General features: G+C 41.4%; 12 protein-coding genes and 1 tRNA gene. 6 read left to right on the top strand and 7 right to left on the bottom strand.

Annotated elements, in window-relative coordinates:
• Window positions 1-43: 43 nt before the first annotated feature.
• From ACN222_RS26335 to ACN222_RS26325, 3 genes are read left to right on the top strand one after another with little or no spacing between them, the layout of a single operon-like run.
• Window positions 44-1,174 carry a serine/threonine-protein kinase gene (locus ACN222_RS26335; RefSeq protein WP_010999402.1) on the top strand — a complete coding sequence of 377 codons (1,131 nt, stop codon included), beginning with the start codon at window positions 44-46 and terminating at the stop codon, window positions 1,172-1,174.
• Window positions 1,175-1,232: 58 nt separating this feature from the next.
• Window positions 1,233-1,529 (top strand): type II toxin-antitoxin system HicA family toxin, encoded by a 297-nt coding sequence (locus ACN222_RS26330; RefSeq protein ID WP_010999401.1) that lies wholly within the window; start codon window positions 1,233-1,235, stop codon window positions 1,527-1,529.
• Window positions 1,519-1,839 carry a type II toxin-antitoxin system HicB family antitoxin gene (locus tag ACN222_RS26325; protein WP_044522580.1) on the top strand — a complete coding sequence of 107 codons (321 nt, stop codon included), beginning with the start codon at window positions 1,519-1,521 and terminating at the stop codon, window positions 1,837-1,839. The genes ACN222_RS26330 and ACN222_RS26325 overlap by 11 nt, the downstream gene beginning before the upstream one ends.
• A gap of 123 nt (window positions 1,840-1,962) precedes the next feature.
• On the opposite strand, the gene gndA is transcribed toward ACN222_RS26325, so the two are convergent.
• Window positions 1,963-3,393, bottom strand: a complete 1,431-nt coding sequence (gene gndA, locus ACN222_RS26320; RefSeq protein WP_010999399.1) for an NADP-dependent phosphogluconate dehydrogenase — start codon at window positions 3,391-3,393, stop codon at window positions 1,963-1,965.
• Window positions 3,394-3,710: 317 nt separating this feature from the next.
• On the opposite strand from gndA, the gene ACN222_RS26315 reads away from it, so the two are divergent.
• Window positions 3,711-4,454, top strand: a complete 744-nt coding sequence (locus tag ACN222_RS26315) for a Ycf66 family protein (protein WP_010999398.1) — start codon at window positions 3,711-3,713, stop codon at window positions 4,452-4,454.
• Between the two features lie 343 nt (window positions 4,455-4,797).
• Window positions 4,798-5,667 (top strand): DUF5895 domain-containing protein, encoded by an 870-nt coding sequence (locus ACN222_RS26310; RefSeq protein WP_010999397.1) that lies wholly within the window; start codon window positions 4,798-4,800, stop codon window positions 5,665-5,667.
• Between the two features lie 167 nt (window positions 5,668-5,834).
• Here the strand turns inward: ACN222_RS26310 and ACN222_RS26305 are convergent.
• From ACN222_RS26305 to glcD, 5 genes are all read right to left on the bottom strand, one after another.
• A tRNA-Lys gene (locus ACN222_RS26305) sits at window positions 5,835-5,906 on the bottom strand.
• 44 nt (window positions 5,907-5,950) lie between these two features.
• The gene (locus ACN222_RS26300) at window positions 5,951-8,206 is read right to left on the bottom strand and encodes a GAF domain-containing protein (RefSeq protein WP_010999396.1); all 2,256 of its coding nucleotides are present in this window, start codon (window positions 8,204-8,206) and stop codon (window positions 5,951-5,953) included.
• Window positions 8,207-8,616: 410 nt separating this feature from the next.
• Entirely contained in the window at window positions 8,617-9,183 is a 567-nt protein-coding gene (locus ACN222_RS26295; RefSeq protein ID WP_010999395.1) for a hypothetical protein, read from the bottom strand.
• A gap of 38 nt (window positions 9,184-9,221) precedes the next feature.
• Complete coding sequence (locus ACN222_RS26290; RefSeq protein ID WP_010999394.1) at window positions 9,222-10,484, bottom strand: glycoside hydrolase family 10 protein; 1,263 nt, start codon at window positions 10,482-10,484, stop codon at window positions 9,222-9,224.
• Window positions 10,485-10,706: 222 nt separating this feature from the next.
• On the bottom strand, window positions 10,707-12,185 hold the full coding sequence (glcD, locus tag ACN222_RS26285; protein ID WP_044522577.1) for a glycolate oxidase subunit GlcD: 1,479 nt from the start codon (window positions 12,183-12,185) through the stop codon (window positions 10,707-10,709).
• A gap of 176 nt (window positions 12,186-12,361) precedes the next feature.
• Here glcD and ACN222_RS26280 point away from each other — a divergent pair, with 176 nt between their 5' ends.
• Window positions 12,362-13,090: a Uma2 family endonuclease gene (locus ACN222_RS26280; RefSeq protein WP_010999391.1), complete on the top strand. Its 729-nt coding sequence runs from the start codon at window positions 12,362-12,364 to the stop codon at window positions 13,088-13,090.
• A 49-nt stretch (window positions 13,091-13,139) separates the two neighbouring features.
• Here ACN222_RS26280 and miaA read toward each other — a convergent pair whose 3' ends face one another.
• Complete coding sequence (gene miaA, locus ACN222_RS26275) at window positions 13,140-14,027, bottom strand: tRNA (adenosine(37)-N6)-dimethylallyltransferase MiaA (RefSeq protein ID WP_010999390.1); 888 nt, start codon at window positions 14,025-14,027, stop codon at window positions 13,140-13,142.
• Between the last annotated feature and the right edge of the window lie 314 nt (window positions 14,028-14,341).

Genomic DNA, 14,341 nt, shown 5'->3' with positions numbered 1-14,341 from the left:
GCAAAATAAAGACAGTAAGAGCGATGTGAACGCCATCCCACCAATGAGCTACTGTCTGAACCCCCGTTGTCCCAAGCCTGAAAATCCTCATGATGTGAAATTTTGCCTGAGTTGTGGTTCTAAGCTACACCTAAAAGAACGCTATCGGGCTATCAAACCCATCGGACAAGGTGGTTTTGGCAGAACTTTCTTAGCAGTGGATGAGGATAAGCCCTCCAAACCTCGCTGTGTCATTAAGCAATTTTACCCCCAAGCTCAAGGTACTAACACAGTCCAGAAAGCGGTGGAATTATTTACTCAAGAAGCTGTACAGTTAGATGAATTGGGTAAGCATCCGCAGATTCCTGAACTTTTGGCATACTTCACCCAAGACGATCGCCAATACTTGGTACAAGAATTTATTGACGGGTTAAACTTAGCGCAGGAACTAGCACATAAAGGTGTTTTCCAGGAAACGCACATTATTCAATTATTAAACGATTTATTGCCTGTACTGCAATTTTGTCATAACAGACAGGTGATTCATCGGGATATTAAACCAGAAAATATTATCTTACGTAATAGCGATAACAAACTAGTTGTAGTAGATTTTGGTGCTTCTAAATCTGCCACTAATACAGCCTTAAATCACACTGGTACAAGTATCGGTAGCCCAGAATATGTTGCTCCAGAACAAATGCGGGGTAGGGCGATATTTGCCAGTGATATTTATAGTTTAGGGGTTACTTGTATTAATTTGTTGACTGGGCGATCGCCTTTTGATTCCTACGACACCAACAATGATACTTGGATTTGGCAGCAATATTTAAAACCACCAGTTAGCAATCATTTACATAAAATTATTAACAAAATGACAGCAAGCGTTCCCGCTAGACGCTATCAAAATGTAGAGGAAGTTTTAAAAGATTTAAATCAATATTCACCTGTAGTAAACACGCCAGCAAAATCTAGTCATCAACCTCCACAAATACCTTCCCCACAACCTGTGTCAAAATCCCAAAGTCAAATTGATTTGGAATTAGAGGAATTGAAAACTCAGTTTTTGCCTGGGGGGAAATCAAAACCGCAAAATATACAGCCGCAACCTGCAACTAATAATAATGCGGCTAAAAGTGAAATAGATTTAGAGCTAGAAGAATTAAAAGCTAAGTATCTTGGGAATAATAACGCCTAACATCTAGCAAAATGTAACCAGTACGATGGATAATAGTATCACCAAATGATACTATATAATGGGACTTAACAGTAAACATCAAAAAACACTGGATGACATTTTTGAAAATCCCGTTAGATCCAATATTCCTTGGAGTGATATTGAGTCTATGCTAATTGCCCTTGGTGCGGAAGTGTCAGAAGGAAGGGGGTCAAGGGTGAGAATAGCTCTTAATGGTGTCAAGGCGACTTTTCACAGACCACACCCGGAAAAAGAAACCGATAAAGGTGCTGTTAAGTCTATGCGGCGCTTCTTAACAGAGTCTGGGGTTCAAGAGGACTTGGAGACGGGAGGACTTAGTGACAATGAAATATAAAGGATATGAAGCCATTGTCGAATTTGATGATGAAGCTGAAATTTTTCATGGGGAAGTAATTAACCTTCGAGATGTGATTACATTTCAGGGTGACAGCGTCAAAGAGCTAAAGCAAGCTTTTCATGATTCAGTAGACGATTATTTAGAATTTTGTCAAGAACGTGGCGAAGAACCTGAAAAACCCTTTTCAGGAAAACTCATGCTCAGAATTAACCCTGAATTACATAAAATCATCGCCATCAAAGCGAAGAAAGAGGGACAAAGCCTTAATTCTTGGATAGAAAAATGCTTGTGTATGTATGTTCCTTAGGTTAATCCAGTATTATCCAGGTTTTCTTGAGTGACTGTACGAGTGGACTTAACTTGATAAAAAAGTGACTCTAATATTTAGAGTCACTAATAAATTAAATTCAGAATTTAGAGAATTACCAGCTTATTTCTTCGCTTCAGCGATAGGAACCCATTCAGTGTGGAAAGCGCCAGCTTTATCGGTACGCAAGTAGGTGTGTGCGCCGAAGTAGTCGCGTTGTGCCTGGGTGAGGTTTTGGGGTAGGCGATCGCGGCGATAGCTGTCAAAATAATCCAAGGATGCGCTAAATGCGGGTACTGGGATTCCGAGTTTTGCCGCAGTGATGATTACTTCCCGCCAAGCTGCTTGTCTGTCGAGAATTGTTTGTTTAAATTCAGGAGCGAGTAGCAAGTTGGGTAATGCGGGATTTTCGTTAAATGCCTTCTTAATCTTATTCAAGAAGCCAGCGCGAATAATACAACCACCTTTCCAAATCCGCGCCATTTCACTCAGATTCAAATTCCAATTAAATGTGGCTGAGGCTGTAGATAACAGCGCCATCCCTTGAGCATAAGAACAAATCTTGGAGCAGTAAAGTGCATCCCGGACTTTGTTGATAAACTCTTTGGTATCGCCATCATATTTGCCACTGGGGCCTGTCAACTGCTTAGATGCAGCAATCCGTTCATCTCGAATGGAAGAGATAATCCGAGCATTCACGGCTGCTGTAATGGTAGGGATAGAAACACCCAATTCCAAAGCAGTTTGTACAGTCCAGCGTCCAGTTCCCTTTTGACCGGCTGCATCAACAATCAAATCCACCAAAGGTAACTTGGTCTCTGGGTCGATGTAGGGGAAGATGTTGGCTGTAATCTCAATCAAGAAAGAATTGAGTTCGTCGGTAGTATTCCATTCTGTGAATACTTCATGTAGCTGTTTAGCATTCAGCCCACCAGCATTTTTCAGCAAGTCGTAGGCTTCTGCAATCAACTGCATATCGCCATACTCAATACCGTTGTGTACCATTTTGACGTAGTGACCGGAACCACCAGGGCCAACATAAGTTACACAAGGGCCATCATCAACTTGAGCAGCAATTTTGTTGAAAATTGGGGACAGATACTCGTAAGAACTTTGTGTACCACCGGGCATCAGTGAAGGGCCATTAAGTGCGCCTTCTTCACCACCACTGACACCCATCCCCAGGAAGCGTAAGCCTGCTGGTTCTAGTTCTTGAGTCCGTCTTTGGGTATCTTCAAACCAAGAGTTGCCACCGTCGATGATGATATCGCCTTCATCTAGTAGAGGTTTGAGCTGCTGAATTACTGCATCCACTGGTTTACCAGCTTGCACCATCACCAGAATCTTGCGGGGACGTTCTAGTGCGGCGACAAACTCTTCCAGGGTAAAAGCAGCTTTAACGTTGCGTCCACCAGCACGCTGTGCCATGAAAGCATCGGTTTTTTCTCTGGAACGGTTATAAACTGCAATTGGGAAGCCATTACGCTCCACGTTTAGAGCGATATTCTCGCCCATAACGGCTAAACCAATCACACCAAAGCTTTGTAGTGTCATAAACTATGTTTGGCTAACTCTTGCAGGTTCTTTCATCTTTAAGGGTAGACCGAGTTTTTCTCTTCTCCCCTAAAGAAGACATTAAGAGTTAATTTAAAGAATAAAAGCTCACTAGTAACACAGATAAATAGTTTTAATTTGTATCCAAATCAACAATTAACTTGTAAAATTTGCGAAATTGGGGCTAGGGATTGGGGACTAGGTGCTGGGTACTAGGGGATGAGAGAAGAAAGTGAGACATATTTTCCATCCCTAATCCCCGATTCCCAATCCCCAGTCCCCAATATCCAATCCCTAGTAAAAGGAGTAACCAAAAAATGCTGGCAAATGTCCTAGCCTTGGTGGTTGGCCTTGGTAGTTTAGCAATCTACATTGCAGCTTTCTTTTTTCCGGAAATCCATCGTAAGAATGATTTTATTTGGAGTGGGGTAGGGCTTTTTTATGCCCTAGTTTTGTGGATTTTCGCGCCAAAAATTTCTGGAGGTCTCTTACTGGGTCATGTGGCTAGTGTGGCACTCCTAATTTGGTTTGGCTGGCAAACTCTTTCATTACGCCGCCAGGTGACTCCACTCGCACAACAAACCGCCGTACCAAGTCCTGAGGTGGTACAGTCAACCATCCAAGAACAAGCTGCTAAGTTTTCTCTTCAAGAAAAATTTGCCCAGTTACAACAGGGTGTGAGTGGTACATTCAGTGGTTTGAAAAACAAAGTACAAAAAACTGATACGAAAAAAGCCACAACTACCCCAGCGCCCGCTCCAGCAAAACCATCTGTTGAGATCATCGACAAAACCGAAAAACCATTAGAGGAGACTGTTAGCGCTACTGGAACCCAAACCACAGAACCAGTAACAGCAGTTGTCTCTATTGAGACTGCATCCACAACCGAAGTCATACCAGAAGTGATTCCACCCAACCCCCCAGCCCCTGAATTGGTGGAAGCAGCCCAATCACATCCTGAGTCTGAAAACAAGGAACCAATTCCTGTGGAAGAAATTGCCCCTGATGCGGTACTCGCTCCCCCCGCAGAAGCACCACCGGAGTCATTACCACCGACTTAATAAGACTTAGATTCTGGCAGGGTATATTGTGAGGGTTGTTGACGGTTGACAGTTAACTGTTAACAGCCCTTATTCGACCCAATTTTTTGATAAAGGACAATTGATACAAGAGTGCAGATAAAAAAATTAGGTTTACGCGGTTTTTTGGGGAAATTAGGTGTTAGCTGGGGAAAATACGGTTAAGTGGGAGTGAAGTTGTTGTTAAAAAACAAAACAGGGATTGCAACATAGATTGATTCTGTCTTAATCTGGAAAAACAATGGGCTGGTTTCTTTAACTGGCATCAAAGTGTCGGTACTGTGCCGACGAATTTCCCTAGAAAAACACCCCGTAGCCTAAAACGATGAAAGCATCTGCTAAGTTCGACTTTGAGGACGAGAAATTTAATGCACCCCCTTCTCAAGTCATCCCTTGGTGTCAGATGATCAATCCTCGGTATGGCACAGATGGTATTCAGCACCACGGTTTAGCGATTAAGCTGGATAATGCTCAAGCTGTGGGCTTTCAGCCGGATGAAAATTGGCAAAAGGTGGAACATGAATTTAGTTCCGGTATCGAAACAGTTTTCATTAGTGCGACTCCCCGAATAGTGATAGTGCGGCGGGGGCCTTTGTCTGTTAAAGACAGAGAGACTGGTATCAAATTGGGAACGTTGAAAGAAAATTATGATGCGTTTTTGGCAGATAAACTGAAATTTAAGACCTTTACACGTTATCTAATTTTCTTGGTTGGTGGAAATAAAAAGTTTTTGCATGAATCACCACTGCAATTAACCTTAAATGGTGCAGCCGGAGCAAGTTTTAGCAAAACTTATTGTGAATTTCAACAAGGCAAAGTAGTTAGTGGTTTTGTGGCGGAGATAGAAAGAGCTTACGCTTTATATCGCAAGCAGCCAATCACGCCGAAAGGGCCTTTGTTCCATGCTCACGGTATTTTCTGCCCGATTATTGAGTGTGAAGAAAGAGGAATTGAACCAAATACGGTTTTGGTGGCTTCAACTGTAGATTATGAACATCCATCAATTGGTAATCTGACTAATTACCTGATAGCTTCTGATGCAACCGAATCTACAATTATTTGTAAAACATTTGAAGATTACAAAGATTTTGGCAAGGAACCTGTCAGAACAGAAACTCCGAAAATGGCAATGGCTGGGGTTTCTAGCTCTTACATTTACCCTGATGAAGATGATTTTGGCTATCCACCCTATTAAAAAATTAAAAATACCCTACAGAATAAGTCTGTGGGTATGAAAAATTACAAATTAATGTATAGGAACATGGCATTTCATATTAGGCGTAAATAGCCAATAATGAAGCATTCAGGTGACTTACTTACTATGAAACCCAATTTATTTTTTGAGAATAATTATAGAATAAGTGGGTGACGAGGGATTTGAACCCGCAACCAATAGATTAAGAGTCTACTGCTCTACCGTTGAGCTAGTCACCCACACCAATCACTATATTAACAAAATTCTGTAGTTCTGCCAAGATTTAGCTGAGTGAGCCGGGAAATCTGATTATAAAAGTGGTTTGACCATGACCACTCTCGACAGAAATTGAGCCGCCTAAATGCCTGACCATTTTCTGTACTAATGCCATTTCCAAGCCAGTACCACTATATTTCCAAGGATCGTTGTTAGAAATATGATAGAACGGCTCGAAGATGCGCGATCGCACATGAGTAGGAATTTCTAACCCAGAATTGCTAATACTTAGTTGCACAGTGTCAGCTATGAATTGGGCGGAAACTGTAATTGATTCACCAGCCGGAGTATATTTGCAGGTATGACTGAGTAGTTCGGTGACAATCCGTTCTAGTTCGGTGATATCTGTTTCTAAACGTGGTAACCCTGGCTCAATCATCAAGTTCAATCGCTGTTGCTGACAACTGCTGAGGTCACGAAAGGATTCTACGATGGGGGGAAGCCAGGTTTGGAAGTCGATGGAAATGAGTGTAGGTGGTTCTGGTTTGGTTTGCAGATAGGTAAGTGTCAATAAGTCGTTAATTAACTTGCTTTCTCTACCGCACTCATTATGCAGAATCTGTAAAAGCTGGGGGATGATTTCATCTAATGTAATTGTCGGTGAAAGGACAGTTTCGAGAGTTTGCGCTGCTAGGCTAATACTAGTTATTGGTGTCCGCAGTTCTTGAGAAAGTTTTCTGAGAAATTTGTTGGTCAGGCTTTCTCGCTGTTCTAATTTTTTCAGTCGTGCTTGGTTCGTTGCGTCTAACTTTGCTTGGCGAATGGCGATCGCACATAAATTTGCTAAAGTTTGTACTAGGCAGATTTCTGATTGACTGAGCATTTGTTGTATGGGTCGAATCAGCCACAAATTACCCAGCATCCCTTGAGCATCGAAAATGGGACAAGCCAGTTGGGTAATTACCAATAATTGAGGATGCCAACCTGGGACAATTTCTATGGTTTGGAAATGCTGTTTTTGCAATAGTGGTTGATAGATTTCGCTAAAGTCCGCAATTTGTCTAGTTAGTCCCTGGTATGTTGGTTGGTTAGCTGCATATTCACAAACTACACTAACTGCGGTGCAGTCGGTGTTATAAAGTTCGATATAGCAAGACTCTAGTTGGAATAAATTGGCTAATTCTTGAGTGACTGTTGCTAAAACTTGCGTTTCGTCGCTGTAATCACGGGTTTTCTCTGTAATATCTAAAACTAGTGCTTGAAATTTGTCTGACTGCTTTACTTGGGCTTGCTGCTCATGTTTGTGTGTTGCTAGCTTGGTTTGCAGTTGTTTTAGTTGCTGTTGTAGTTTCGTATTTTGAATGGCTATACCCAACTGTGTTGCTAGTTGCTTGAGTAAGTCAATTTCTATTTGCTGCCATTGGTGTGGTTCATCGCAGTATTGGGCAATTAATAGCCCCCACAAGTCTGATTTTAAGGCTATTGGCACAACTATATTAGCCCTCACCTGCATGGAGGCGAGGAAATCTCTTTGGCAAGGTTTCACTCCTGCTGCATAGATATCTTCAATAATTTCTAGACAACATCGCCCTTGACGTTCCTTGTATTTACCTGTGAAGCAAGGATCTCGGAAGTGTTTCCCCAAGAGGGAAACATTGGGCAATATAGTTGATTCGGCAACAATTGCACCATTATTATCAGATTTGATTTGATAAATCAGAATGCGATCGCATTTTAAACACTGTCGTAAATCTTTGGCGGTTTGATAAAGGATTGTTTCTAAATCCAAAGATTCCTGAATTCTTTGGGCAATTGCGCCTAAAATCTGCGCGCCTTCTGCTTGAATTTCTCTGGCTTGTGCTGTTTGTTTTACCGCCGTGATATTACTACTAGTGCCAATCAATCGATAAATTTTGGAATTAGTATCTCGTAGTGGCGTAAGCGTTGTACTCCACCAAGTGCTTACTCCCTGAAACTGCAAGCATTGTTCGTAGGAAATCGTTTTGCCAAAGCGTACACAGTCAGCATAATGCTGACGCACTTTAGCCGCGTCAACTGCTGTTAAAATATCTTCTGGTTTTTTGCCCCGCAAATCTTCTGACCTAATGCCTACCCATCTTTCATGGGTGGGATTGAGTGCTACATACTGAAAATCTCCATCTTGCAGAACATCCACCACAAATATAGATGTCTGCACAGAATCATACATACTCAGTAATAACTGTTCACCACTGTTTTGTTCATCTACCTCTGTCCCAAAAAGAATATGCGGATGCGACTGTTGCTTCAACTTGATGGCTGAATCTACTGGGTTGATATTCATGCGAGAGTCCCTGTCTGGTTTTACTGGCTCGTGTAGGCGCGTTCTCTCGGAATTTCATGGTAGAAAATGCTTTTTAGCGCCTAAAGTGAAATTTAGTTCGACTTTGCTTGTGATATTTTGCCCTATCTTTATTTCTTACCAGAAATCTAGAAAAGTAGATAGCAATAAGATTAAAAAATCCTGCTTGGTGAAGGTGAAAACGCATTTGCAGGCTAGTGTAATTTTACTGAAACTTATTATTAAGATTTAATTAAGATTGTTGCATAAGCTTAATGCAATTCAAACAGTAAATTAATTAACGTTATATTTCTTAATAAAGTCATGATTGCTTAACTTAAATAGGACTTATGCACCCATATTTTTTGTTAAGAGTGGGTGTAAGGGTGTGAGAGTTTTAAACCCCCATCCCCCTATACCCCTATACCCCTATCCAACCTGTAGGCGTTAATACCTGTGAGTATAGCGACTACGAGCCAAGTGATAGCTAATCCGGCGACTTCACCTAAAAACAAGTGCGTGAGGCGGCGGAGGATAAACCCTATAGTAGTACCTATGGGGATAGCGATCGCCCAACTAAAAGAATTAACTAATATCCATTGCCAAGTCCATGAAATTGGCTGACGAATTGCCAACCATTGGGCTATTCCCAATGACAGACCGCCAACAACACCAATTTTTGCCCCATACAGGAGACGTAGAGGGAGAAATTCACCAGAAGGTACAACCCAACCAATCGCGCCGATACCGATAGCTGTAATTATTACCCAAGCTGCCAAGGTGAAAGAAACCCACCTGAATATAAAAATATTTTCTCGAAGGATTAAACTTTGAGGTATGGCGATCGCTAATCCACCAATGGCAGCTTGTACAATGCCAATCTCTGACTGTTCCCCAACTTCCACCCAAAACAAACTACCCAAAAACCCGCCAAAAGTGGCTATAGTCCACAGCAAGATAAATTTTAACGGTGTTTTCATGGGGATAATTGGGGAGTAGGAATGAGGAAAGAGGCTTTTTATCCTTCACCCTGCCTTTTGCTTTCCCTCACTGGTGCTAACGGCCTAGCGGCTTTAGCCGTAAACATTTTTTGAAATACTTGACGGCGGTATGGGGGTGATTCTGGGGTGATGTAACCCCACAGACTTTCCCAGTAAAAGAAAGAGATACCAAAAAAAGAGCGATCGCGTACAGCTTGTACTTGTTCTCTAATTTGCTCAATCTTAACAGGACTTCGCAAGGTTCCTGTGGATATGCCAATAGCTACGGGAATTTGAGTACGGGCAAGCTTGACCGCAGGCTGTTCTAATTCGTACACAAAGCTACTTTTATCATTGCGATACACCTGCAAAATCAATTCATCCACTAAACCTGTCTTTATCCAATTTGCCCAATCTTGCAAATAATACTTGTAGGCGAAAGCTTGCGAATTGGGAGAAAGAGATACCTTAACACTGGGTTTAATCTCTTTCACTACTTGAGAGACTTGTGTCATGAAACGAGTAATCTTGTTAGCACGCCACTTCATCCATTCCGCATCCAAATGGTTGCGAGGGGGGCTTTTACCTTTATGTTCTTTTTGATAAAGTTCAGTTGTATATGGATCATAGCCAAACTGTACTGGCATTCCAAAATGATCATCAACTTGAATGCCATCGATATGATAATTAGTAACAACTTCTGAAATTAGCGATAGGATAAACTTCTGTACCTCTGGGTGTAAAGGGTTGAGCCAAACTAACTTATTTGTAGGGTCGTTGTCACTTTCTTCTGGTAGCATTTCACTAATAGTGATCACTCCGCCCTGACCATTTGTTAACCACTCAGGATGTCGCTTTGCTATCACTGAATCCGGTGGTGCCATAAAACCATATTCAAACCAGGGAATAACACTTAAATTTTTTGGTTTAGCAAGTGCAACTATCTTTGCCAAAACATCCTGTCCTCCGTGGACGAAGTTCAGCAAGGGTTGAGTATCAGAACCCGTAACAGATTTAGCTGTACTGCTTTTATAAAAGGTATAGCCTCGGTTCCAAACTACAGGATAAATTGTATTAAAGTTCAGTGCGGATAGTTGGTCAATAGCACGATTGATACCCCAAGGTACAAACAGTACACCACTAGCAACATTAGTCAGCCAAACTCCACGAATTTCTGTTGTAGTTGGTAGATTGCTTTTTTGTTCATAGTTAGAAAATGAAGGAACAGATAATCCTGTTAGATACAACAGCAGTTGCACAAACAGCAAGTAAGAAAAAAAAAGTTTAGCCAACCGATTCATTTGGAAGCTTGACTTCGCTCGGAAGAAGTAATGGGAGTTACGGAATAAGTTAGTATACCCCCGTAATATATAAAAATAACGTTATGTATGTATCAATAATCAAATTTATAAATAAAAAATCAGTATTTTAAGAACTGGTGATGGGTAATAGGTAATCGGTAATTGACTAAAATTTACTCCCAATTACCAATTACCAATTACCAAATCTTAAGAAAACATCTATTAAAACCTTTCCACTCCTTCCAACTGCTTATGATTAGCTACGTTAGCCGCTTCGCCACAAGTGCGCGGTGTGGGGAATATCTTTCCCGGATTAGCCAAACCTTGGGGGTTAAATACCTGCCGTACCCACTGCATTGTTTCTAAATCAGCATCACTAAACATATCAGGCATATAACATTTTTTATCTGCCCCAATCCCATGTTCTCCAGAAATGCTACCGCCGACTCTCACACAAAGTTTGAGAATTTCTCCTCCCAATTCCTCGACTTTCTCCAATGCACCAGGAATGGCATTATCAAACAAAATCAACGGATGCAGATTACCATCACCAGCATGAAAAACATTGGCAATTGGATAACCAAATTTTTGACTCAACACCTCAATTTCCTGCAACACATAAGGTAATTGAGTCCGAGGAATTACCCCATCCTGCACATAATAATCTGGGCTTAAATGACCAGCCGCAGCAAAAGCCGCCTTACGCCCTTTCCATAATTTCAATCTCATTTCTGGGTCACTAGCAGAAGTCACACTACGCGCCCCATTCTGTTTACAAATATCTATAACGCGTTGTTTATTCACCGCAACTTCAACTTCTAAACCATCAATTTCTACTAACAAAATTGCTGTTGCATCACGCGGATAACAATTAGTAGCAACAACATCTTCCACCGCGTTAATACTAACGTTATCCATCATTTCCATCCCACCAGGAATTATCCCCGCGCTGATGATGTCGGAAACGGTCGCCCCAGCCGCTTCCACACTGGTAAAGTCTGCTAATAACACACAAATCGATTCTGCACTTTTGAGAATCCGCAAGGTAATTTCTGTAGCAATCCCTAAAGTACCCTCCGAACCGACAAATATACCAGTTAAGTCATAACCAGGACTTTCGGGAATTTGTCCACCTAAATCAACTATTTCTCCTTCCGGCGTGACAATTTTCAAACCCAAAACGTGATTTGTTGTGACACCATACTTCAAACAATGCACCCCACCAGAGTTTTCCGCAACGTTACCCCCAATGGAACAGATAATCTGACTAGAAGGGTCTGGCGCATAATAAAATCCAGCACCACTAACAGTCTGTGTCACCCAACTGTTAATTACCCCTGGTTGTACAATAATACGCTGATTATCTAAGTCAACGCTCAGAATTTGTCGCATTAAAGAAGTAACAATTAAAACTGAATCTTCCGATGGTAAAGCACCACCAGATAAGCCAGTCCCAGAACCCCGTGCAATGAAGGGGACAGAATACTGATTACATATTTTCACTACCGCCGCCACTTGTTCCGTAGTTCTAGGTAAAACCGCTACAGCCGGACGTTGGCGATAGCTAGTTAAACCATCACACTCATAGGTGATAAGTTCCTCACGGCGTTGGACTACACCATTTTTACCCAGGACAGCCTCAAATGCTTTGATAATGGGTTTCCAGTTACGTTGTTTTTTATCTTGGTCTTGGATAAGCATAGATTTTTATTTAACTACTGAGTGGAGGAGCTTACTTACTATTGTTGCAAGAATAGCAGTTTCAAGGGGTGAAGAGGCGATCGCCTACAGTCAGTCTCAGACCATCACCCCAAGATATTCAACTGCCCACCAATCTATTAACCTAGAAATAACGCTCTTAGATAGTGGATAAATTTATGGTTGAGCAACTTCTCATAAATAATGATGATTTCTATGTGCCAGATGCCAACCTGCTAGTTACAGAAGATGATACACCTGTGGATAATTTCGCATCTGCCAAACAACAACGCCTATTAGTCGGCTCTCTTTATAGTTCTTTACAAAACCAACCTTTTTTGGCTGAAGCCAATGTCGGTATATATCACACAGATAAACAGCCGCCAATTGTACCCGATGTTTTCCTGAGTTTGGATGTCGAAATTCCTGACAATTGGTGGGAGAAACAAAATCGTTGTTATATGGTTTGGCGATTTGGTAAACCCCCAGAAGTTGTGATAGAAATTGTCTCCAATACAGAAGGTGAGGAACTTAGTAAAAAGTTGCAAATTTATGAACAAATGCGCGCAAGTTACTACATTGTTTATGATTCTACTCAGCAATTAGGAGAGAAAATACTGCGAGTCTATGAACTTAGGGGAAGACGTTATTTTGAAACTTCAGAAAGTTGGTTAGAACAAGTTGGTTTAGGTGTCACTTTCTGGGAAGGTGAGTTTGAAGGTCGGCAGGATACTTGGTTACGTTGGTGCTATCAAGATGGTAATGTTTTGTTGACAGGAGATGAACGTGCTGAACAAGAAAGACAACGTGCTGAACAGGAAAGACAACGTGCTGAACAAGCAGAAACACGCGCTCAATTATTGGCTGAAAGGTTAAGGGCTATGGGTATTGATCCTGATATTATATAGACGCATTTCGTGAATGTACGGTTTAATGGAGACGTTTCGTGAAACGTCTCTACGGTTGTTGTATGTGCTGGCAAACAATATCTAATAAATCAGGATGATCTGCATTAAACCACTCAATTTGGGGAGATGCTCTAAACCAGGTGCGTTGGCGTTTGGCAAATTGTCGTGTATGCAAAACAGTTAATTCTTTGGCTGCTTCTAAGGAAATTTCCCCAGTTAAATATTGCTTTATTTCTTGATAACCTAAAGTATTTAACAAGGGTAACTCAGCACCATATTTTTGGCAAAGATATTCAACTTCTCCAACTAAGCCATCTGTTATCATTTGCTCAGTGCGTTTGTGAATCCGCTCAGTCAGTCTTTCCATTTCACAATCTAACCCAATCTGTAAAATTGGGTAATCTGGCGGATTCTCTCCTTGCTGTGCCGATATGGGAATGCCAGTAATGTAAAAAACTTCTACTGCGCGTAAAGTTCGCACAGGGTCATTGGGATGAATTTTTTGGGCAGCAATGGGATCAACTTGTTGTAATATGCCGTAGAGTGTAGTTTGACCTAGAGAGGCGAGTTGCGATCGCAATTCATAATTCGGCGCAACCCTGGGGATCTTCATCCCTTGCACAATAGAACGTATATATAAACCTGTGCCTCCCACTAACAATAGCGGCGAGACTGGCAAAGAATTAATCAATGCTTGTGCCTGTTCTTGATAATCTGCAACTGTCATCGTCTCTCTAGGAGCGCAGATATCTATTAAATAATGAGGGACGGCTCTTTGTTCTGCTAGCGTTGGTTTCGCTGTACCAATATCAAATTCACGATACACTTGACGAGAATCAGCACTCAGAATCACAGAACCCAGCCGCATAGCTAAGTTCAAAGCCAAACCAGATTTACCTGTCGCCGTAGCACCACAAATTACGATTAATTTAGTCATTGGTCAGTTGTCAGTTGTCAATAGTTTTTCCCTACTCCCCTGCTCCCCATCAACACTTTTGTGCTAAGATTCTTAAGCATTTTGCTCTTTTTAGATTTTGAGCGATTTTACAGACGATAGATGAAATTGTGTTCGGAGACTAAACACTACAAAGTCTTAATCTCTTCTACTCAAAACTTGTTGAGTATGTTATAAATCGGTGAAATTTGCAATAGTAAGGCGATTAATTCAAAAAACTTATGGGGTTACATCCCCTATATAAACTTCTCACAAAAATGCCCTACAGTCGCCGTTAAGGCTTTTGTGTTAGAATT

Origin of the sequence: Anabaena sp. FACHB-595, assembly GCF_048568275.1 — a bacterium.
In the GTDB taxonomy this organism is placed as follows: Bacteria; Cyanobacteriota; Cyanobacteriia; order Cyanobacteriales; family Nostocaceae; genus Trichormus.
Note: the sequence above shows the minus strand (reverse complement) of the source record. Positions and strands in the feature narration are given on the sequence as shown.